Genomic DNA, 19,385 nt, shown 5'->3' with positions numbered 1-19,385 from the left:
ACGTTGCTTGCTATGTTACCGACGGTGCTTTTCAGTTATCCGGCGCACAAAGCCTGACGAACTTGTGTGAGGGAATTGATCATTACCGCTATAATCGCCGACTTTTCGTCAGGCTATACGATTTCAGACATGAGCCAATCCAGCGACCTTATTCAATCCGCGCAACGCACCATACGCCTTGAGCTTGAAGCCGTAGAAGGCTTGCTGGCGCATATCGACGCGGATTTCGTGCGCGCCTGCGAGATGATTCTGGCCAGCAAGGGCCGCGTTGTGGTGGTCGGCATGGGCAAGTCCGGCCACATTGGCAACAAGATCGCCGCGACCCTGGCGAGCACCGGGACCACGGCGTTTTTCGTGCACCCGGCCGAAGCCAGCCACGGCGACATGGGCATGATCACCAAGGATGACGTGATTTTGGCGCTGTCCAACTCCGGCACCACCAACGAAATCGTGACCCTGTTGCCGCTGATCAAGCGCCTGGGCATCCAGATGATCAGCCTCACAGGCAACCCTGAGTCAACGCTGGCCAAGGCCGCCGACGTCAACCTGAACGTGCACGTGGCCCACGAGGCCTGCCCGCTGAACCTGGCGCCCACCTCCTCCACCACCGCTGCGCTGGTAATGGGCGATGCCCTGGCAGTGGCACTGCTGGAGGCTCGCGGGTTTACCGCTGAAGACTTCGCATTTTCCCATCCCGGTGGCGCACTGGGCCGTCGCCTGCTGCTGAAAGTGGAAAACGTGATGCATCGCGGCGCCGAGCTGCCGAGCGTTCCACGCGGTACCCTGCTTCGGGATGCGCTGATGGAAATGACCCGCAAGGGCTTGGGCATGACCGCTATTGTCGAGACCGATGGCCGGCTGGCCGGGATATTCACCGACGGCGACCTGCGTCGCACCCTGGACCGCACCATTGATATCCATACCGCCACCATCGACGCCGTGATGACCCCTCACGGCAAGACCGCCCGCGCCGAAATGCTCGCGGCCGAAGCGTTGAAAATCATGGAAGACCACCGGATAGGTGCTCTTATAGTGGTCGACCACGATGATCGGCCGATCGGGGCCCTTAACCTTGGCGACTTGCTGCGCGCAGGAGTGATGTAAATGACCAGCGACCTGATGCAACGCGGTAAAAACATCAAACTGGCGATTTTCGACGTTGACGGCGTGCTGACGGATGGCCGCCTGTACTTCCTCGAAGACGGCAGCGAATTCAAGACCTTCAACACCCTCGACGGCCAAGGCATCAAGATGCTGATGGCAGCGGGCGTGCAAACCGCAATTATCAGCGGTCGAAAAACACCGGTTGTGGAACGCCGCGCACAAAACCTCGGTATTCCTCACCTGTATCAGGGCCGCGAGGATAAACTGGTGGTATTGGACGAGCTTCTTGGCCAACTCAACCTAAGCTATGAACAGGTCGCCTATCTGGGCGACGACCTGCCAGACCTGCCGGTGATTCGCCGGGTGGGCCTGGGTATGGCCGTCGCGAATGCCGCAGCGTTTGTGCGCGAACACGCCCATGGCATCACCACCGCCCGTGGCGGCGAAGGTGCCGCCCGCGAGTTCTGCGAGTTGATCCTGCGTGCCCAGGGCAGTCTTGAAGCGGCCCACGCCGCCTACCTATAGAGCGTTATATGCTGAGCAAAAAGATTCGCAACTTCCTGTTATTCGGGGTCATCGCCGCGCTGCTCCTGGCGGTGGGCTACTGGAATATCAGCCCGGAGCGCTTTCTCGACAAGCCTGTTGCGCAGGTTGACGAAGGCCTTATCGACTATTACGCCACCAATGCCTACAGCATTCAGTACCTGCCCGACGGCAAGGTGCAGTATGAGATGACATCGGACAAGGTCGAACACTTGAAGGCTTCCGAAGTCAGCCTGCTGACCAATCCGGACCTGAATCTGTATCGCGGCACCGAGTTTCCCTGGCACGTCACCAGCAAGCGTGGCGAGGTCAACCCGGACGGCACCGAAGTTGAACTGATCGACTCGGTTCGCGTCGCACGTACAGACGCGCAGAACCGCGACACCATCATTACCAGCAGTCGCATGACCGTATTCCCACAGAAGCAATATGCGCAGACCGAGCAAGACGTTAGAATCGACGGCGCTGGCGGTGTATCGACTGGCAAGGGAATGAAAGCGTATTTGAAAGAAAGCAGGATACACCTGCTATCGAACGTAAGAGGACAGTATGAGGCTCGTTAAAACCCTCCCTATTTTGCTCGGTCTGGGCGCAGCACTGGGAAGCGTGAGCGCCTGGGCTCTGCCGAACGATAGCCAGCAACCGATCCATATTTCGGCTGACGATGCACAGCTCGATGACAAGAAAGGTGTCGCCACCTATACCGGCGGCGTGATCATCACCCAGGGCTCGATGAAGATTACCGGTAACACGGTGACTCTGACGCGCACCCCCGCAGGCGACATTGACGTGGTGACGTCGGTGGGCAACCTGGCTTATTTCGAGCAGAAGCAGTCCGCCACCGACACCGGCCCGATGAAGGGCTACGGCAAGACCATCCAGTATCACGCCCAGCAGAATCGTATCGTGCTGATCGACCAGGCCAAGGTACTGAGCCCCGACGGCAACTCGACCGAAGGTGAAAAGATCACCTATGACACCGTCAAGCAGATCGCCAACGCCGGTCGCGCCAACGGCAACAAGGTCACCGCACCGCGCCCGCGCATCGACATGGTTATCCAGCCGAAGAAGAAGGCCGAGTAATGGCAACCCTGAAAGCCCAGCACCTGGCCAAGGCCTATAAAAGCCGCCAGGTGGTACGCGATGTCAGCCTGTCGATCGAGAGCGGCCAGATCGTCGGTTTGCTCGGCCCTAACGGTGCCGGCAAAACCACCTGCTTCTATATGATCGTCGGGCTGGTCCAGGCAGACCAGGGTCGCGTATTGATCGACGACCTGGACGTCAGCCACCAACCCATGCACGGTCGTGCACGGGCAGGTATCGGCTATCTCCCCCAGGAGGCGTCGATCTTCCGCAAACTGTCGGTAGCCGACAACATCATGGCGATCCTCGAGACCCGCAAGGAACTCGATCGCGATGGCCGCCGCCAAGAGCTGGAAAGCCTGCTGCAGGAATTCCACATCAACCATATTCGCGACAACCTCGGCATGAGCTTGTCCGGTGGTGAACGTCGTCGCGTGGAAATCGCCCGCGCCCTGGCGACCGCGCCGAAATTCATCCTGCTGGATGAACCCTTTGCCGGTGTCGACCCGATTTCGGTGGGTGATATCAAGCAGATCATCCATCACCTCAAGGCCAAAGGCATTGGGGTGCTGATCACGGACCACAACGTGCGCGAGACCCTGGATATCTGCGAAACCGCTTATATCGTCAACGATGGTCAGCTGATTGCCGAAGGCGATGCCGAGACGATCCTGGCTAACGAGCTGGTGAAGGAAGTTTACCTGGGTCACGAGTTCCGCCTGTAAACACAGGGGTATCGCGCTTTTCCCTGGAGCGCGCGGGAGTCAATGGAAACCTCGGTTTTTTTATTGTTACCGCGCTCTAGGCAAAGGCCCCGAGATCAGGCATATAATTTGCTTATGTTTGGCGCTCACGCGCCCTGTCGTGGATGGCGCATTGCGCCGGCGAATAAGGTGTTAAGCCCCTGCCATGAAACCATCGCTAGTCCTGAGAATGGGCCAGCAGCTGACGATGACACCGCAGCTGCAACAGGCCATCCGCCTGCTCCAATTGTCGACCCTGGACCTGCAACAGGAAATCCAGGAGGCCCTGGAGTCCAATCCGATGCTCGAACGCCAGGAAGAAGGCGACGACTTCGACAACGCAGATCCGCTGGCCGACAACATCGAGCAAAAACCCAATCCCGACGTGCAGGAACCCTCCTATCAGGAAACCGCCCCGACGGTGGATAACCTGGAGGAAGGCGACTGGAACGAACGCATTCCCAACGAGCTTCCCGTGGACACCGCGTGGGAAGACGTCTACCAGACCAGCGCCAGCAGCCTGCCGAGCAACGATGATGACGAGTGGGACTTCACCACCCGTACGTCGGTGGGCGAGAGCCTGCAGAGCCACTTGTTGTGGCAACTGAACCTGGCGCCGATGTCCGATACCGATCGCCTGATCGCGGTCACCCTGATCGATTGCATCAATAACCAGGGCTACCTGGACGAAACCCTCGACGAGATCCTCGAGGCCTTCGACCCGGAACTGGACATCGAACTGGACGAAATCGAAGCCGTCCTGCACCGCATCCAGCAATTCGAACCCGCCGGCATCGGTGCCCGCACACTCAGCGAGTGCCTGTTGCTGCAACTGCGCCAACTGCCGGCCAAGACGCCATGGCTCACCGAAGCGCAACGCCTGGTCAGTGACTACATCGACCTGTTGGGCAGTCGTGACTACAGCCAACTGATGCGCCGCATGAAGCTCAAGGAAGATGACTTGCGCCAGGTCATCGAGCTGGTGCAAAGCCTCAACCCGCGTCCGGGCTCGCAGATCGAATCCAGCGAAGCCGAATACGTGGTCCCCGACGTCATCGTGCGCAAGGACAACGAACGCTGGCTGGTGGAGTTGAACCAAGAGTCGGTACCGCGCCTGCGGGTCAACCCGCAGTACGCCGGTTTTGTGCGCCGCGCTGACACCAGCGCCGACAACACCTTCATGCGCAACCAGTTGCAGGAAGCGCGGTGGTTCATCAAGAGCCTGCAAAGCCGCAACGAAACCCTGATGAAAGTCGCGACCCAGATCGTCGAACACCAGCGCGGTTTCCTGGAATACGGCGACGAGGCCATGAAGCCTCTGGTGCTGCACGACATCGCCGAAGCCGTTGGCATGCATGAATCGACGATTTCGCGGGTCACTACGCAGAAATTCATGCATACCCCACGGGGTATTTATGAGCTGAAATACTTTTTCTCCAGCCACGTCAGCACCTCCGAAGGCGGCGAATGCTCGTCCACGGCGATCCGCGCGATCATCAAAAAACTGGTTGCCGCGGAAAATCAGAAAAAGCCGTTGAGTGACAGCAAGATCGCTGGTTTACTGGAGGCACAAGGCATTCAGGTCGCCCGTCGAACCGTCGCCAAGTACCGCGAGTCCCTTGGGATCGCGCCTTCCAGCGAGCGTAAGCGGTTGATGTGACGGGCGGGCCACAGCGTTCCAGTGGTGGGCATTCCTGCCCACCGCTTTATGCACTGGCAACGAAGGAGAAGCTGTATGCAAGTCAACATCAGTGGACACCAGCTGGAAGTCACCAAGCCCCTGCGTGAATACACCGAGAGCAAGCTGAACAAGCTTGCGGGGCATTTTGACAAGATCACCAACGTGCAGGTCATCATGGAGGTCGATAAGCTCAAGCAGAAAATCGAGGCCACCCTGCACGTACCGAATGCCAAGCTCGTCGCCAATGCGGAACATGAAGACATGTACGCGGCCATTGACTCCCTCTACGACAAGCTCGACCGCCAACTCATAAAGCATAAGGAAAAGAATCTGCACCTGATGCAAGGTACAGGTCGTTAACTCTCCCCCCATGATCCGACTTGAAACCATCCTGACCCCCGGCCGTTCACTCGTGAACGTGCCGGGCGGCAGCAAGAAAAAAGCCCTCGAACAAATTGCCAACCTGATCGCACGCGAAGTGCCGGATCTGGAGATGCAAGATGTCTTCGAAGCGTTGATTGCCCGTGAAAAACTCGGTTCCACCGGTTTTGGCAACGGCATCGCCATTCCGCACTGCCGCCTCAAAGGCTGTGAAACACCTGTGAGCGCCTTGCTGCACTTGGATCACCCCATTGATTTCGACGCCATCGACGGCGCCCCGGTCGACCTGCTGTTTGTGCTGCTGGTCCCGGAAGCCGCCACCGATGCGCACCTGGAACTGCTCCGGCAGATCGCCAGCATGCTGGACCGCAAGGATGTACGCGACAAACTGCGCAGCGCCTCCAGCAATGAAGCGTTGTACCAAGTTGTCCTGGATGAACAAAACGGGCAGTAATCATGCGTTTGATCATCGTCAGCGGTCGCTCCGGCTCCGGTAAGAGCACCGCCCTCAATGTGCTTGAGGACAACGGCTTCTATTGCATCGACAACCTTCCGGCCGGCCTGCTGCCAGAGCTGGCGGAACGTGCACTGATCCATACCGAATTGGCGCAGCCCCTGGTTGCGGTCTCGATTGACGCCCGCAACCTGCCCAGCCACCTCTCGCGGTTCCCGGAACTGTTGGAAGAAGTGCGCGCCAAGCACATTCATTGCGATGTGCTGTACCTGGATGCAGACGAAGAAACCCTGCTCAAGCGGTTCTCCGAAACCCGTCGACGCCACCCCCTCAGCAGTGCCAACCGCTCTCTGGCCGAAGCCATCGAGGACGAGACCAAACTGCTGGGGCCGATCATTGACCTGGCCGACCTGAAGATCAACACCACCAACCTGAACCTGTATCAGCTTCGCGATGCGATCAAGCTGCGCCTGCTGAACCAGCCTGAGCCGGGGACGGCGTTTCTGGTCGAGTCGTTTGGCTTCAAGCGCGGCATGCCGGTAGACGCCGACCTAGTGTTCGATGTTCGCTGCCTGCCCAACCCTTACTGGAAGCCGGAATTACGTGATCAGTCGGGGCTGGACCAGCCTGTGGTCGACTACCTGGCCGCGCAACCAGACGTAGAAGAGATGTTCCAGGACATCTCCAGCTACCTGCTCAAATGGTTGCCGCGCTTTGCCGCCAGCAATCGGGCCTATGTCACCATTGCTATTGGCTGCACCGGCGGCCACCACCGCTCGGTCTATTTGACTGAACGGCTGGGACAGGTGCTGCAACAAACCCTCAAGAACGTCCAGGTTCGCCACCGCGACCTTAGCTGAAAGGAACACCACTGCGATGCCGGCTCGGGAAATTGAAATCATCAACAAGCTGGGCCTGCACGCCCGGGCGTCGGCTAAGTTCGTCGGCGTGGCTGGGCAGTTCCCCTGCCAGATTCGTGCTGGGCGCACCCCAGAGTCCATGGTCGATGGCAAAAGCATCATGGCGATGATGATGTTGGCGGCCGGCAAAGGCACTAAAATCCATCTGAAAACCGAAGGTGAGCAAGAGCAGGAGGCTATGGACGCACTGGTCGCACTGATCAATAACTACTTCGACGAAGGCGAATAACCCCTGCGGTAGGAGCGAGCTTGCTCGCGAAAAACGTCAACGATAACGCGGGCATCCTGGTTAAACGCAGTGCTCTCAGGTTTTTCGCGAGCAAGCTCGCTCCTACATAGATAAAGCCATCCTCAGCCTAACGCCGTATCCATCACCATCATCAGGCAAAACCCGAGGCACAGCCCAAGGCTGGCGAGCTTTTCATGGCCATTGCGGCGCGATTCGGGGATGACTTCATGAGTCACCACCAGCAACATCGCCCCAGCGGCCAGCGCCAGACCCAACGGCAACAACACTTCGGCAAGGCTCACCAGCCATGCGCAGAGCACCGCAAATACCGGTTCAACCAAGCCTGATGCAGCGCCAATCAGGAAGGCCTTGACCCGCGACATTCCCGCTCCCGCCAATACCAACGCAATCACCAGCCCTTCGGGGACATCCTGCAGGGCAATGCCCATGGCGAGGCTGTCAGCATCCGTCATGCCTCCGCCCGCAGAAACACCCACAGCCATGCCTTCAGGAATGTTGTGCGCAATGATGGCAAACACGAATAACCAAATACGCGGCGGGATAACCGGTTTATCCGCTGTACCCACCAGCATTTCCGGGCTGGCGCCAGAGACCTTGCGGTCCACCAGATACAGGCCGAACGCTCCGAGCATGATGCCGAAGCTGATCAGGCCACCGGCGCCCCAGGGTGACAGCCCCAGGCTTTCAGCAGCCGCGATACCCGGCACGACCAGGGAAAACGCGGTCGCCGCCAGCATCACACCAGCCCCAAAGCCCAGCAGGGTGTCGCTCAGCGCCATCGGCATGCGCCGAATCACCAACACCGGCACCGCCCCCAGCGCGGTGCCGAGCGCGCAGATCGCCCCGCCCTGCAAAGCACGCAGGATGCGCGGTTCCAGGTTCAACCAGGCCAGCCCATGGGCCACCAATAACGCAGTACCTGCCAATAGCAGCAGCGTGCCAAACGCATAACGAAACATTCGTACGCTACCGATCGCCAGTGTTTGAGTGCCCATAGTCGGCCTTAGATCTTGTTATGGAGTGAGTGTCAGGCCAAGGCCGCCTGATAGCGCGCGGCAACTTCCGGCCAGTTGATGACGCTATAAAATGCATTGATGTACTCGGGTCGTCTGTTTTGATATTGCAGGTAGTAAGCGTGTTCCCAGACGTCCAGACCGAGGATGGGTGTATTGCCGCTCATCAGCGGGCTGTCCTGGTTGCCGCTGCTTTCCACCACCAGCGTTTTTTGTGGCGTAACGCTCAACCAGGCCCAACCACTGCCGAAACGCGTCAACGCCGCCTTGGTAAAGGCTTCCTTGAAGCTGTCAAAGCCGCCAAGTTGTTCGTCGATGGCCTTGCCCAGCGCACCCTCGGGTTTGCCTCCCCCTGTCGGTGACATGACCGCCCAGAACAACGAGTGGTTCGCATGCCCGCCTCCTTGGTTGACCACGGCGGCGCGTAACTTCTCAGGCAATGTTTGGACGCTGGACACCAGCTTCTCCACCGGCCAGCCGGCGAACTCAGTGCCCTCGACTGCGGCATTGAGGTTATTGATGTAGGTCTGGTGGTGTTTGGTGTAGTGAATTTCCATGGTTTGCGCGTCGATATGCGGCTCGAGGGCGTCGTAGGCGTAAGGCAAGGCCGGCAAGGTATAAGTCATATCAATGTGCTCCATAGTGGGACGTAGACGTTGGCGTCGCAGCACTGCCCAGCAGCCGATGAGTGCGTGGGTATTCGCCGTGATCGCTGATGAAATTCAGCAGCTCGACGTAGGTCTTGCTGCTCTGGCGCAGCGCGGCCTCGCGCAATGACGGGCTCAGGCGTGGGTCCTGCATGGTCTGCAATAGACGCTGATGGATAGCGCACAGGTATTCCGCGCTTTCCTCAGGCTGGTTCAGGCGCAAGTGCAGGTCCGCCAGGTTGTGATGGGAAATGACGCAAGCCGCCACTGCTTCGTCAGCATCCGCCCAGCGTTCGAACAACACTTGGGCCAGGGCCAGGGCTTGCAGATAGGCCTCGCGAGCGTCAACCAGCTCACCCGCCATAAAGCAGCGATTGGCCCGTTCGATCGTGCGTTTCCAGTGCTCCATGGTGAGCCTCCAAAGCAGGGTCGTTGATTACACGCCGCCAGCCGTGAGCTTTTCCGGGTCCAGCAGGACTTCCAGTTGGCTGCGAGGCAGGTCGGTGTGTTCGAGGGCGACATCGATCACCGGGCGGCCTTGCTGATACGCCTTCTTGGCGATTTCAGCGGCTTTCTGGTAGCCGATGATCGGGTTAAGTGCGGTGACCAGGATCGGATTGCGCGACAGCGCTTCCTTGAGCTTGGGTTCGTTGACCTTGAAGCTGGCAATGGCCTTGTCCGCCAGCAACCGGCTGGCATTGGCCAGCAACTCCAGGCTGCTGAGCAGGTTCTGGGCAATGATCGGCAACATCACATTCAGCTCGAAGTTGCCCGATTGGCCGGCCACGGTGATCACTGTGTCGTTGCCAATAACCTGGGCGGCCACCATGGCCGTGGCTTCTGGAATTACCGGGTTGACCTTGCCCGGCATGATCGAGGAGCCCGGCTGCAACGCCTCCAGTTCGATTTCACCGAGGCCGGCCAATGGGCCAGAGTTCATCCAGCGCAGGTCATTGGCAATCTTCATCAGTGACACCGCCGTGGCTTTCAACTGGCCAGAGACTGCAACGGCGGTGTCCTGGGAGCCAATCAACGCAAACAGGTTCTTGCCGGGGGTGAACTTCACCCCGGTCAAAAGGCTCAGTTGCTGGCTGAAGCGCCCGGCAAACTCGGGGTGCGCGTTGATCCCGGTACCGACCGCCGTGCCGCCCTGGGCCAGTGCTTGCAGCGCCGGCAGCAGGTCCTGCAAGTGGCCGATATTGGCCTTGAGCTGCTGCGCCCAGCCGTTGAGCACCTGGCTCATGCGCACCGGCATGGCGTCCATCAAGTGCGTGCGGCCGGTCTTGATGAACGGGTGAACCGCCTCGGCTTTTTGCTCGATGACTTGCACCAGAGGCGACAGGGCCGGCAGTGTTTGCTCGTGCAGCACCAACGCGGCACTGACGTGGATGGTGGTGGGGATGATGTCGTTGCTGCTCTGGCCGCAATTGACGTGGTCATTTGGGTTGACCGTCTCGCCGAGCAAACGGCTGGCAAGGGTCGCGATCACTTCGTTGGCGTTCATGTTGGAGCTGGTGCCAGAGCCGGTCTGGAAGATATCCACCGGAAAATGCTGCATGTAGTCGCCTTCCAGCAGGCCTTGGGCGGCATCGACAATGGCCTTGCCCTGCCCTTCGCTGATTTGCTTGAGGTCGACGTTGACCCTCGCGGCGGCGGTCTTGGCCAGGATCAGGGCGCGGATGAACTGCGCCGGCATGGGTTGATGACTGATCGGGAAATTATTCACGGCACGCTGGGTTTGAGCGCCATACAAAGCTTCTTGCGGCACACGCAGTTCGCCCATGCTGTCGCGTTCGATACGGGTGTTACTCATCATTAGATCCTTGCACCAAGTCAGAAACGGAAATCGAAGGCAGTAATTCGCAGCTCGCCAATTGCCAGGCAAAGGTCTGCCAGCGCTTGAGGCGGCAGGCACAGTGGGAGAGTTTTTCCAGGTCGCGCAGTGGCCGCCAGGCCTGGTCCAGGCAAAGGGAGCGCCAATGCCAGGGCAAGGCGATATCGCTGGCAGTGTCGATCAACAAGCGAAATGAGGTTTCGGCGATCGTCCACGGATGGGTTGCGGTGCAACACGCCAGGTACCGACCTTCGTTGAGGTAATGCTCGATCAGGCGGGGTTCATTGGGATCCAGGCCACAGCGAATCTGGCGGCTCATCCAACGCCAGCTTTCCAGATAGGGATCCTCATGCAGAACAGAACTCATGAGCCACACTCATTCGGTAATGATATTTATTATTAAATGATATTGAGAATCAAAACAAGAGTGGCCCATTGATCTTGCGAAAAGACCCGCAATAAAAAAGGCGCGCCATCTTTGCGATGGCGCGCCTTTTGGGACGTGCTGGAGGGATTAGCTGCCAGCGACTGTCATGCGTTCGATCAGCACCGAACCCGTACGGATATTGCTACGCAGTTCCAGGTCGTTACCCACGGCAACGATTTGCTTGAACATATCGCGCATATTGCCGGCGATGGTCACTTCCTGGACGGCGAACTGAATCTCGCCATTCTCCACCCAGAAGCCCGCCGCACCACGCGAGTCGTCACCGGTGACCATGTTCAGGCCATGGCCCATCAATTCAGTCACCAGCAACCCGCGCCCCATCCGCCGCAACAACGCGGCCTGGTCTTCATCGCCATGGGTCACGAACAGGTTATGCACGCCGCCCGCGTTGGCGGTGCTTGGCAGGCCCAGCTTGCGACCGGCATAAGTGCCCAGCACATAGGACACCAGCTCACCCTTTTCGACAAACGGCTTGGCATAGGTTGCCAAGCCATCGCCGTCGAACGACGAACTGCCCATCGCGCGCATCAGGTGCGGGCGCTCGTCGATGGTCAGCCACTCAGGGAACAGCTTCTGGCCGATGGCGCCTTCCAGGAACGAAGACTTGCGATACAGGTTGCCTCCGGAAATCGCCCCCAGGAAGCTGCCGAATAAACCACCGGCCAGCTCAGCGGAAAACAGCACAGGCACTTCGCAGGTCGGCACCGGGCGCGCGCCCAGGCGGCTTGCAGCCCGTTGCGCCGCACGCAGGCCAATGCTTGCAGGGTCTGCCAGTAAATCGCCTTGGCGGTTTACGTCGTACCAGTAATCACGCTGCATCTGCCCGTTGGCTTCGGCAATCATCACGCAACTGAGGCTATGACGCGTGGAGGCATAACCACCGATAAAACCATGGCTGTTGCCGTAGACGCGGCAGCCCTGATGGGTGCTCAAGGTGGTGCCGTCCGCATTCTTGATGCGGGCATCGGCATCGAAGGCTGCCGCTTCGCAGGTCAGCGCCAGCTCAATGGCTTGCTCAGGGGTGATATCCCAGGCATGGAACAGGTCAAAATCCTGCACATCCTTGGCCATCAGCGCCTTGTCGGCCAGGCCCGAGCTTTCATCCTCGGACGTGTGCTTGGCAATCGCCAGTGCCGCGGCGACGGTCTCGCGAATCGCCTCAGGGCCACTGGCGGAAGTGCTGGCCGAGCCTTTGCGCTGGCCTGCATACAAGGTAATGCCAAACCCTTGGTCACGATTGAATTCGACCGTTTCCACTTCCCGCTGGCGCACCGAAGTCGACAAGCCTTGCTCCAGCGACACCGCCACTTCACAGGCGCTGGCCCCCTGGCGCTTGGCCTCGGCAAGGATCTGCTCGACTTGTTCCTGCAGTGCCGGTAACGCTTGTGGACCGACGCTTTGGGCTGCACTCATGGTTTTCTCCACTCAAATTCTGCTTTCGGTAATGGCCATCGAGCGACCGGGCCGGACAAGCGGCCCCCGACTGGTTATCATGGCGGCGTTTCTTTGCGGACTGCCACCATGGTTGATTCTTACGACGACTCCCTCGATGGGGAGAAAAGCAAAACCCAGGTCAAACGTGAGCTGCATGCTCTGGTTGACCTTGGCGAGCGCCTTACAACGCTCAAAAAGGATTTGGTTGCAAAACTGCCACTGACCGACGAAATGCGTCGAGCCCTGGCCGATGCGCCCAAGCACACCGCGAATATCGCGCGTAAACGGCACATCTCGTTTATCGGCAAGCTGATGCGTGATCAAGACATTGACGCCATTCTGACTTTGCTCGATCAAACCGATGCCTCCACTCGCCAGTACAACGAACGCTTCCACAACCTGGAACGTTGGCGTGACCGCCTGATCTCGGGCGATGACGCGGTGCTGGAGAAATTCGTACTGGACTACCCGGACGCGGACCGCCAGCAATTGCGCTCCCTGATCCGTCAGGCCCAGCACGAGCTGGCGCATAACAAGGCGCCAGCCACCAGCCGTAAAATCTTCAAGTACATCCGTGAGCTGGACGAGACTCAACGCGGCCTGCGCTGATCCTCTTCCCCGGGTGGCGGTCTTCGCCACCCGAAGCTTGCGTTCCTACGACCCCGTGCCACCCACGGTGATCGCATCAATTTTCAAGGTTGGCTGGCCGACACCTACCGGCACCGACTGCCCATCCTTGCCGCACGTGCCCACGCCGCTGTCCAGCGACAGGTCGTTACCGACCATCGACACCTTGCTCATGGCTTCCGGCCCGTTACCAATCAGCGTCGCCCCTTTGACCGGCGCGGTAATCTTGCCGTCTTCGATCAGGTACGCCTCGCTGGTGGAGAACACGAACTTGCCGCTGGTGATGTCCACCTGGCCGCCGCCGAGGTTGGCGCAGTAGATACCGCGTTTGACCGAGGCAATGATTTCTGCAGGATCGCTTTGGCCACCGAGCATGTAGGTGTTGGTCATGCGCGGCATCGGCAGGTGCGCGTAAGACTCGCGACGACCATTACCGGTACGCGCCACGCCCATCAGGCGGGCGTTGAGTTTGTCTTGCATGTAGCCCTTGAGCACGCCGTTCTCGATCAGGGTGGTACATTCGGTCGGCGTGCCTTCGTCATCGACACTCAGCGAACCACGGCGGCCGGCCAGGGTGCCGTCATCGACAATGGTGCACAGCTTGGACGCAACCATTTCGCCCATGCGCCCGCTATAAGCGGAACTGCCCTTGCGGTTGAAATCGCCTTCCAGGCCATGGCCCACGGCTTCGTGGAGCAACACCCCAGACCAACCCGAGCCCAGCACCACCGGCAAGGTACCGGCCGGTGCCGGTATCGCTTCCAGGTTGACCAATGCCTGGCGCAGCGCCTCACGGGCATAGCCCATGGCACGGTCGTCAGCGAGGAAATAACGGTAGTCGGTGCGCCCGCCGCCGCCATGGCCACCGCGCTCGCGGCGCCCGTTCTGTTCGACGATCACACTCACATTGAAACGCACCAGTGGCCGTACATCCGCCGCCAGCCCACCGTCGGTGGACGCCACGAGGATGCGCTCCCACACGCCGGCCATGCTCACGGTCACTTGCTGGATACGCGGGTCCAAGGCACGGGTAGCTGCGTCGATACGCTTGAGCAGCTCGACCTTTTCCGCACGGCTGATCACTTCCAAGGGGTTATCCGGCGCATACAACTGGGCCACGTCCTGGGTACTGAATGCCTGCACCGTGCCATTCTGGCCGGCACGGGAAATCGAACGGGCGGCACGCGCCGCCAGGCCCAGGGCCTCCAGGGTGATCGCATTGCTGTAGGCAAAGCCGGTCTTCTCACCCGATTGCGCGCGAACGCCTACGCCCTGGTCAAGGTTGAAACTGCCTTCCTTGACGATCCCATCTTCCAGCGCCCAAGACTCGGAAATCTGCCCCTGGAAATACAGGTCAGCCGCATCGATACCCGGCCCGGCCAGATCGCCGAGCACGGTTTGCAGGCTTTCGATGGTCACGCCACCGGGTGCCAGGAGGTGATCACTGACTGAGGACAACAACTCGCTCATAGGTTTGGCCTTAAATTCATCGTTCTGAAGCAGGCCGCTGCGCGCCCTGCGAGAAAAAGCGCCGGTGATTGGTCACCGGCATGCGCGCCCGTATCGACGCCTGTTCACTGCTATCGCGTTCGGCCAGTAACACCGCTTCGCCTTGATCCTGTTGCGCCAGCACTCGGCCCCAAGGGTCGACAATCGCCGCGTGGCCAAAGGTTTCCCGTGGGCCTGGGTGCACACCACCCTGGGCGGCCGCCAGCAGGTAGCACTGGGTTTCGATGGCCCGCGCACGAATAAGCACATCCCAGTGCGCAGCCCCGGTCACCGCCGTGAAGGCCGAGGGCGCGGTAATCAGTTCAGCCCCCGCCGCACGCAACTCGCTGTACAGCTCGGGGAAACGCAGGTCATAACACACCGTCAACCCCACACGGCCCACCGGCGTATCCGCCACTACCACTTGGTTACCGAAAGCATAGTCGTCAGATTCGCGATAACGACCGCGAGCGTCCGCTACGTCCACATCAAACAAATGGAGTTTGTCGTAGCGAGCGACGATTTCACCCTGATCGTTGATCAGCAGCGAGCAAGCGTTGGGCTTGGCGTGGGGCTGGTCCTTGGGCGGCAACGGTAATGTGCCGGCCACTATCCATAAGGTGAGGTCGCGGGCGGCCTGTTTCAACCAGGGCAACACAGGCCCTTGGCCCAACGCCTCGGCGCGGCCAATGTCGGCCACGTCACGGCGCCCCATGGCGGCGAAATTCTCCGGCAGCACCGCGAGTTTCGCGCCACCGGCCGCCGCCTGTTCCAACAGGCGACGCGCCTGGGCGAGGTTGGCCAGCACGTCACTCTGGCTGACCATTTGAATTACCGCAAAGGACATGGGCCGACACTCCATACAGGGCATGGGGCCATGCTACTCCACAGCCTCTCAGTTTGGCTTTTCAAATGGCTTGTCGAAGGTGATTTTCGGATCCTTCCAAGGGCCCTGCACCTTGTATTGCACACTGGCAAAGCGCGAAACCCGGTCACCGATCAGCTTGTCGATCAAAAACAGCGCACCACCAATGGCCGGCGCACCGACAATCAGCGCCGCAATCGGCAGGTTGTTGGTCACAGGCAACGTGACCAGCAACTTGGCGTCGACGCGATCGGCAACCAGATCCAGGGTGCCGTTAAGCTCAAGATTGGTGGAAGGCCCGGTCATGGTGATGGGTTCGCGGGTCACGAACACGCCATTACTGGCGGCCAACAAGCCTTTGACCCGGTCGTAACTCAAGCCCTTGCCGAACAAGTCGGAAAAGTCCAAACGCAAACGCCGGCCAATGGAGTTGAAGTTAAGCAGGCCAAACACGCGCAATGCCTGGGCCCCGCCCTCCACTTCGACGAACTGACCTTTACGGAACGCAGCATCCAGGCTGCCGGAAAAGCGCTTGGGCCCGACCCAGGCCGGCGAACCCGGCCAGCGGCCATCCACGTCCAGGTGGAAGTCTTCGCTGGTCACCGTAGGCGCAAAACCCCACCCTTTGAGCACGTCGGCAATGTTACGGCCGTCGAGGCGGCCCTTGTACCAACTGCTGCTGGCGCCTGGCGCACCTTCCCAGCCCCCGGCGCCCTTGAGCAACATGCCCTTGAGGCCAAGGTCGAGGTTATTGAAAGCCAGGCCCTTGGCGGTCGGGCGGATTCTCAGCGACCAGGCGCCGATCAGGTCCGAGCCCTGGAACAATTGGTCGACGGCAATATCCAGGGCCGGAATGCTCTTGGGGTCGATATCGGCCAGCGGGTCCGGCGCGTTTTCGTCCGCCTGCGCGGTTGGGTCTGCCGCAGGCAATTTCACATATTTGAGGTTGACTGCAATCGGCGCGCCCTTGGCGTCCGGCAGGTTCACCGTGCCCTTGGCTTGCTGGCTATCGAGTTGCAGGCCCCAGGCCGCTGGTTTGCGATCAAGCTGCAAGCTGACCTGGTCAAACTGGGTACCAAACCCGGTCAGCTTGCCCACCTTGAAGTCCGCACCGCTGAGCAGTTGCTTGGCATTGCCACCTGGATCATTGCCCGCGTAGCGATCCACAAGTTTCTTCCAGGGGTCGATATCCAGTTCCGACAGCACGCCACGAATGCGCAGGCCTTTGGCACCGGGCAGCACGGCATCACCATCGCCGAGGAACAGTTCGCCGCGGCCATCATTGAACGTGTCCGGCGGCGCGGCAAAAGTGAAATTCGCCAGCTCGCCGTAATCAAACCAGTAACGGCGTTCAGCGCCCTGCAAGGTCATACGAAAAGTGCTGTCACGCCCCTGGCTGGCCGGCATGCCAAACGGTGCCGGCAGGTCCACCGCGACGCCTTTGAGGTTGGAATTGACCATCAACTGGCTGTCTGCGCCGTCGAGGATCACTTGCAACTGGTAGGGAATATCGCCGGAGACCGGCAACGGCTGGCTGATGTTCAACCAGTCCGTGAGGCGCTTGACGGTGACCTGGCCATTGGCGGTCACGCGAGTGCTGATATTGCCCGGCTTGCCTTCGGCAAAGATCTGCGCCGTGATGGGGCGGTCGAACGCCTGGGCCGAGATCTTCTGCCCGCTCAGGCCCTTGGCGCTGTCGAAGCGAAAATCACCTTTGAGCTGGGTCAGGTCCAGCGGCGGTTCCGCCAATTGCAGGCGCGCCTTGTCGGTCTTGAAGTCCACCACGATCTTGGGCTCAGTGCCTTTGGCCAGCGGTACGTCCAAGTCCAGGCTACCTTGCAGGTCGCCCTCGCCTTTCCAGCCAGCGAACGTGGACGCCGTGCCGATAGGGGCTTCTTGAAGGATCTTCAGGCCGTCGCCCAAACCGCCGGAGAACCCGCCCGTGAGCAGCAGATGACTGTCCCCGCCCGCTGGGGCGTGGGGGATATTGACGTAGACATCCTTGACCTGGGTGTCGAGCAACTGGCCCTTGCTCGCCAGGATGCGTACGCCGCTTTCCTCGACGAACACTTCACCATTGACCTTGTTCACATGAGGCCAGCCGGGCTGGAAGGCCAGTTCGGCATCATGCACCTTGAAGAACAGGCTGATATTGCGCGACGCCGGCAGCGCATTGTGGCTGAGCGAACCCTGGTACTGGAAAAAGCCTTCGTCCACCGCACCCTTGAGGATCGCCGTGCGCAGCCATTCATCCAGCGCCGGGCTCAACACGGCCGGTAGGTATTTGGGAGTGAAACGGCCATCGCCATCGACCATGCCGACCCGCAGGTCCATGTAGTCTTCCTGGCTGTGGTCGAAATGCAGGCGAATCAGGAAGTCCGCCGCCACCTTGCCTTCCTCGCCCAGTACCTTGATATACGGGGCGATCAGGGTGAAGCCTTGCTTGTCCAGCTTCCAGGTCAGGCGCGCATTGGCCTGGATGTATTGCCACGGCTTGGCGAAGATCGGATACAGATGCAAGGAGAAGTCCTTGCTGTCCATGCGCAACTCGCCCTGGCCCAGGTCGCCACTGATGCTGCCGGACACATTGCGTGCGGCCGGCGCGCCAAAGTAGGCATCGAAGCCGACACGCTCCAGGTTGGCGGCAAAACTGAGTTTGCGGTCGGTGGTGTCTTGCGGCCGGAAGTCCACCAGCACATTGCGTAACAGGCCGGTGGCTTTGAGGTGTTCGACGGCCTTGGCGAAACCGTCCGGCAGCGGTGCCAAGGCGTTGAGCAGCGGTGTGATGGGAGTGAGGTCGAGACGATCGGCCTGCAACTTCCACACTTCCTGTTCCTTGTCGGTCGCCAGGCTTTGCTGCAATTGCAGGCGCGACTCCCAACGGGTTTCGCCAATGTTCATCGCCAAGGAATCAAACAGCACCTTGAGGCCAGTGTCACTGCGCTGCAGGTAGGCGGTCAGGGCCAGGTTTTCGAGGTGTACCGGCTTACGGTCGGCGTAGCTGCCCTTCACTTGGGGCGAATTGAGGCGTACCGCCGCGCTTTGCACTGTGCCTTTGGCCCAACTGAGCCAAAACTCGCCGCCGGCCTTCAATTGCGTCAGCTTCCATTGCTGGGTCAACCTCGCGGGAATCCACTTGGCCCAGTCGCTTTGCGGCAGGCTCAGGTAGGCATCGACCTCAGCGTCTTGCCACTGGCTGGCACGAATGCGGCTACGCAGGCTGACCGCCAACGGTTGGCCGTCGGGCAATGTCAGGCGAGCGTCCAGGCGCTGCTGGCTAATGCCGGTATGCAGGCTCAGGCCCACATAGGTTACGGTCACCGGCGCCTGGTCGAAGGGTTGCAGGGTCACCTGGCTGTCCAGCACCGACACGCGCTTGACCATCTGCATGCGCGTCAGCAGCTGTTGCGGGTCCAACGGCTGATTGTCCTGAACCGGCAAGCCTTGCAGCGTCCAGTGGCCGTCCTGGTCTTCCTTGACACTCAGTTGCAGGCCACTGACTTGCAGATGAGCGATGCGCACTTCGCGGGCCAACAGGCTGGCCCACATGTCCGGCACCACTTCCACCTGGTCCAGGCGCAAGGCACTGCTACCCTCGCCGACCATGACGTCGTGGGCCAGCAATACCGGGGCAAACCCGCTCCAGCGGCCCTCAAGGCTACCGATATGCAGCGGCGTCTCCAGCGCAGCCTGGGCCTTGGCTTCGACTTCGGCGCGGTATTCGGCCACCAGCGGGGTGAGTTCGCGCCCCAGGCTCACGTACACCGCTGCCAATACCAGCAACAACGCGCATAGGCCCAGGCCCCAACGGGTCAAAGCGGCAAAAAAGCGTATCAGACGCTCCATGTCAGGCGACCCTCAAAAAACAGT

The 19,385-nt window shown here is 60.1% G+C and carries 20 protein-coding genes and 1 pseudogene; 12 read left to right on the top strand and 9 right to left on the bottom strand.

The genetic code is table 11. From position 1 onward, the window contains the following. The first annotated feature begins 129 nt into the window (after positions 1 to 129). The 11 genes and pseudogenes from MF6394_RS03935 to MF6394_RS34480 form a co-directional block, all read left to right on the top strand. Positions 130 to 1,104 carry a KpsF/GutQ family sugar-phosphate isomerase gene (locus MF6394_RS03935; RefSeq protein WP_047712598.1) on the top strand — a complete coding sequence of 325 codons (975 nt, stop codon included), beginning with the start codon at positions 130 to 132 and terminating at the stop codon, positions 1,102 to 1,104. Then, positions 1,105 to 1,629, top strand: coding sequence for a KdsC family phosphatase (locus MF6394_RS03930; RefSeq protein ID WP_003188588.1), 525 nt, complete (start codon positions 1,105 to 1,107; stop codon positions 1,627 to 1,629). 8 nt (positions 1,630 to 1,637) lie between these two features. Next, complete coding sequence (gene lptC / locus MF6394_RS03925; RefSeq protein WP_014716937.1) at positions 1,638 to 2,210, top strand: LPS export ABC transporter periplasmic protein LptC; 573 nt, start codon at positions 1,638 to 1,640, stop codon at positions 2,208 to 2,210. Next, the gene (gene lptA / locus MF6394_RS03920; RefSeq protein ID WP_003188584.1) at positions 2,197 to 2,730 is read left to right on the top strand and encodes a lipopolysaccharide transport periplasmic protein LptA; all 534 of its coding nucleotides are present in this window, start codon (positions 2,197 to 2,199) and stop codon (positions 2,728 to 2,730) included. The genes lptC and lptA overlap by 14 nt, the downstream gene beginning before the upstream one ends. Next, positions 2,730 to 3,455 carry an LPS export ABC transporter ATP-binding protein gene (lptB, locus tag MF6394_RS03915; protein WP_044271639.1) on the top strand — a complete coding sequence of 242 codons (726 nt, stop codon included), beginning with the start codon at positions 2,730 to 2,732 and terminating at the stop codon, positions 3,453 to 3,455. Before lptA ends, lptB begins: the two co-directional genes overlap by 1 nt. A 184-nt stretch (positions 3,456 to 3,639) precedes the next feature. Continuing rightward, on the top strand, positions 3,640 to 5,133 hold the full coding sequence (locus tag MF6394_RS03910) for an RNA polymerase factor sigma-54 (RefSeq protein ID WP_003188580.1): 1,494 nt from the start codon (positions 3,640 to 3,642) through the stop codon (positions 5,131 to 5,133). 75 nt (positions 5,134 to 5,208) lie between these two features. Then, positions 5,209 to 5,514 (top strand): ribosome hibernation-promoting factor, HPF/YfiA family, encoded by a 306-nt coding sequence (gene hpf, locus MF6394_RS03905; protein WP_003171804.1) that lies wholly within the window; start codon positions 5,209 to 5,211, stop codon positions 5,512 to 5,514. Positions 5,515 to 5,524: 10 nt separating this feature from the next. Then, positions 5,525 to 5,989: a PTS IIA-like nitrogen regulatory protein PtsN gene (gene ptsN / locus MF6394_RS03900; RefSeq protein ID WP_014716933.1), complete on the top strand. Its 465-nt coding sequence runs from the start codon at positions 5,525 to 5,527 to the stop codon at positions 5,987 to 5,989. Between the two features lie 2 nt (positions 5,990 to 5,991). Next, positions 5,992 to 6,849 carry an RNase adapter RapZ gene (gene rapZ, locus MF6394_RS03895; protein ID WP_003188578.1) on the top strand — a complete coding sequence of 286 codons (858 nt, stop codon included), beginning with the start codon at positions 5,992 to 5,994 and terminating at the stop codon, positions 6,847 to 6,849. A gap of 16 nt (positions 6,850 to 6,865) precedes the next feature. After that, complete coding sequence (locus MF6394_RS03890; protein WP_044271635.1) at positions 6,866 to 7,138, top strand: HPr family phosphocarrier protein; 273 nt, start codon at positions 6,866 to 6,868, stop codon at positions 7,136 to 7,138. Positions 7,139 to 7,158: 20 nt separating this feature from the next. Further along, positions 7,159 to 7,245: pseudogene (locus MF6394_RS34480) on the top strand (outer membrane lipoprotein carrier protein LolA); the annotation flags it as partial. Positions 7,246 to 7,260: 15 nt separating this feature from the next. Here the strand turns inward: MF6394_RS34480 and MF6394_RS03885 are convergent. From MF6394_RS03885 to pmbA, 6 genes are all read right to left on the bottom strand, one after another. Continuing rightward, positions 7,261 to 8,154, bottom strand: coding sequence for a ZIP family metal transporter (locus tag MF6394_RS03885; protein WP_034134873.1), 894 nt, complete (start codon positions 8,152 to 8,154; stop codon positions 7,261 to 7,263). Between the two features lie 32 nt (positions 8,155 to 8,186). Continuing rightward, complete coding sequence (locus MF6394_RS03880; RefSeq protein ID WP_044271631.1) at positions 8,187 to 8,798, bottom strand: superoxide dismutase; 612 nt, start codon at positions 8,796 to 8,798, stop codon at positions 8,187 to 8,189. Position 8,799: 1 nt separating this feature from the next. Further along, positions 8,800 to 9,228 carry a hypothetical protein gene (locus tag MF6394_RS03875; RefSeq protein ID WP_003188573.1) on the bottom strand — a complete coding sequence of 143 codons (429 nt, stop codon included), beginning with the start codon at positions 9,226 to 9,228 and terminating at the stop codon, positions 8,800 to 8,802. Between the two features lie 27 nt (positions 9,229 to 9,255). Next, complete coding sequence (locus tag MF6394_RS03870; protein ID WP_078466208.1) at positions 9,256 to 10,632, bottom strand: class II fumarate hydratase; 1,377 nt, start codon at positions 10,630 to 10,632, stop codon at positions 9,256 to 9,258. Further along, positions 10,625 to 11,020 carry a hypothetical protein gene (locus tag MF6394_RS03865; protein WP_032893559.1) on the bottom strand — a complete coding sequence of 132 codons (396 nt, stop codon included), beginning with the start codon at positions 11,018 to 11,020 and terminating at the stop codon, positions 10,625 to 10,627. Before MF6394_RS03865 ends, MF6394_RS03870 begins: the two co-directional genes overlap by 8 nt. A gap of 147 nt (positions 11,021 to 11,167) precedes the next feature. After that, the gene (pmbA, locus tag MF6394_RS03860) at positions 11,168 to 12,514 is read right to left on the bottom strand and encodes a metalloprotease PmbA (RefSeq protein WP_078466207.1); all 1,347 of its coding nucleotides are present in this window, start codon (positions 12,512 to 12,514) and stop codon (positions 11,168 to 11,170) included. 108 nt (positions 12,515 to 12,622) lie between these two features. Between pmbA and yjgA the strand changes: the two genes are divergently transcribed. Continuing rightward, positions 12,623 to 13,144 (top strand): ribosome biogenesis factor YjgA, encoded by a 522-nt coding sequence (yjgA, locus tag MF6394_RS03855; RefSeq protein ID WP_003188568.1) that lies wholly within the window; start codon positions 12,623 to 12,625, stop codon positions 13,142 to 13,144. A 45-nt stretch (positions 13,145 to 13,189) separates the two neighbouring features. Here yjgA and tldD read toward each other — a convergent pair whose 3' ends face one another. The 3 genes from tldD to MF6394_RS03840 are packed head-to-tail and all read right to left on the bottom strand — an operon-like array spanning position 13,190 to position 19,361. Next, positions 13,190 to 14,632, bottom strand: a complete 1,443-nt coding sequence (tldD, locus tag MF6394_RS03850; protein ID WP_003188566.1) for a metalloprotease TldD — start codon at positions 14,630 to 14,632, stop codon at positions 13,190 to 13,192. 16 nt (positions 14,633 to 14,648) lie between these two features. Beyond that, positions 14,649 to 15,497 (bottom strand): carbon-nitrogen hydrolase family protein, encoded by an 849-nt coding sequence (locus MF6394_RS03845; RefSeq protein ID WP_044271623.1) that lies wholly within the window; start codon positions 15,495 to 15,497, stop codon positions 14,649 to 14,651. A 48-nt stretch (positions 15,498 to 15,545) separates the two neighbouring features. After that, positions 15,546 to 19,361: a YhdP family protein gene (locus tag MF6394_RS03840; RefSeq protein ID WP_078466206.1), complete on the bottom strand. Its 3,816-nt coding sequence runs from the start codon at positions 19,359 to 19,361 to the stop codon at positions 15,546 to 15,548. Between the last annotated feature and the right edge of the window lie 24 nt (positions 19,362 to 19,385).

Origin of the sequence: Pseudomonas sp. MF6394, from assembly GCF_002018845.1 — a bacterium.
Taxonomy (GTDB): Bacteria; Pseudomonadota; Gammaproteobacteria; order Pseudomonadales; family Pseudomonadaceae; genus Aquipseudomonas; species Aquipseudomonas lactis.
Note: the sequence above shows the minus strand (reverse complement) of the source record. Positions and strands in the feature narration are given on the sequence as shown.

What these genes read in the sequence shown, in the direction of transcription:
- ptsN (WP_014716933.1), top strand. Translation starts at nt 5,525, where the DNA reads ATGATCCGACTTGAAACCATCCTGACCCCCGGCCGTTCACTCGTGAAC.
- MF6394_RS03865 (WP_032893559.1), bottom strand. Translation starts at nt 11,020, where the DNA reads ATGAGTTCTGTTCTGCATGAGGATCCCTATCTGGAAAGCTGGCGTTGG.
- lptC (WP_014716937.1), top strand. Translation starts at nt 1,638, where the DNA reads ATGCTGAGCAAAAAGATTCGCAACTTCCTGTTATTCGGGGTCATCGCC.
- MF6394_RS03880 (WP_044271631.1), bottom strand. Translation starts at nt 8,798, where the DNA reads ATGACTTATACCTTGCCGGCCTTGCCTTACGCCTACGACGCCCTCGAG.
- MF6394_RS03935 (WP_047712598.1), top strand. Translation starts at nt 130, where the DNA reads ATGAGCCAATCCAGCGACCTTATTCAATCCGCGCAACGCACCATACGC.
- lptA (WP_003188584.1), top strand. Translation starts at nt 2,197, where the DNA reads ATGAGGCTCGTTAAAACCCTCCCTATTTTGCTCGGTCTGGGCGCAGCA.
- MF6394_RS03885 (WP_034134873.1), bottom strand. Translation starts at nt 8,154, where the DNA reads ATGGGCACTCAAACACTGGCGATCGGTAGCGTACGAATGTTTCGTTAT.
- pmbA (WP_078466207.1), bottom strand. Translation starts at nt 12,514, where the DNA reads ATGAGTGCAGCCCAAAGCGTCGGTCCACAAGCGTTACCGGCACTGCAG.
- MF6394_RS03875 (WP_003188573.1), bottom strand. Translation starts at nt 9,228, where the DNA reads ATGGAGCACTGGAAACGCACGATCGAACGGGCCAATCGCTGCTTTATG.
- MF6394_RS03890 (WP_044271635.1), top strand. Translation starts at nt 6,866, where the DNA reads ATGCCGGCTCGGGAAATTGAAATCATCAACAAGCTGGGCCTGCACGCC.
- MF6394_RS03930 (WP_003188588.1), top strand. Translation starts at nt 1,105, where the DNA reads ATGACCAGCGACCTGATGCAACGCGGTAAAAACATCAAACTGGCGATT.
- lptB (WP_044271639.1), top strand. Translation starts at nt 2,730, where the DNA reads ATGGCAACCCTGAAAGCCCAGCACCTGGCCAAGGCCTATAAAAGCCGC.
- tldD (WP_003188566.1), bottom strand. Translation starts at nt 14,632, where the DNA reads ATGAGCGAGTTGTTGTCCTCAGTCAGTGATCACCTCCTGGCACCCGGT.
- MF6394_RS03845 (WP_044271623.1), bottom strand. Translation starts at nt 15,497, where the DNA reads ATGTCCTTTGCGGTAATTCAAATGGTCAGCCAGAGTGACGTGCTGGCC.
- MF6394_RS03910 (WP_003188580.1), top strand. Translation starts at nt 3,640, where the DNA reads ATGAAACCATCGCTAGTCCTGAGAATGGGCCAGCAGCTGACGATGACA.
- hpf (WP_003171804.1), top strand. Translation starts at nt 5,209, where the DNA reads ATGCAAGTCAACATCAGTGGACACCAGCTGGAAGTCACCAAGCCCCTG.
- rapZ (WP_003188578.1), top strand. Translation starts at nt 5,992, where the DNA reads ATGCGTTTGATCATCGTCAGCGGTCGCTCCGGCTCCGGTAAGAGCACC.
- yjgA (WP_003188568.1), top strand. Translation starts at nt 12,623, where the DNA reads ATGGTTGATTCTTACGACGACTCCCTCGATGGGGAGAAAAGCAAAACC.
- MF6394_RS03840 (WP_078466206.1), bottom strand. Translation starts at nt 19,361, where the DNA reads ATGGAGCGTCTGATACGCTTTTTTGCCGCTTTGACCCGTTGGGGCCTG.
- MF6394_RS03870 (WP_078466208.1), bottom strand. Translation starts at nt 10,632, where the DNA reads ATGAGTAACACCCGTATCGAACGCGACAGCATGGGCGAACTGCGTGTG.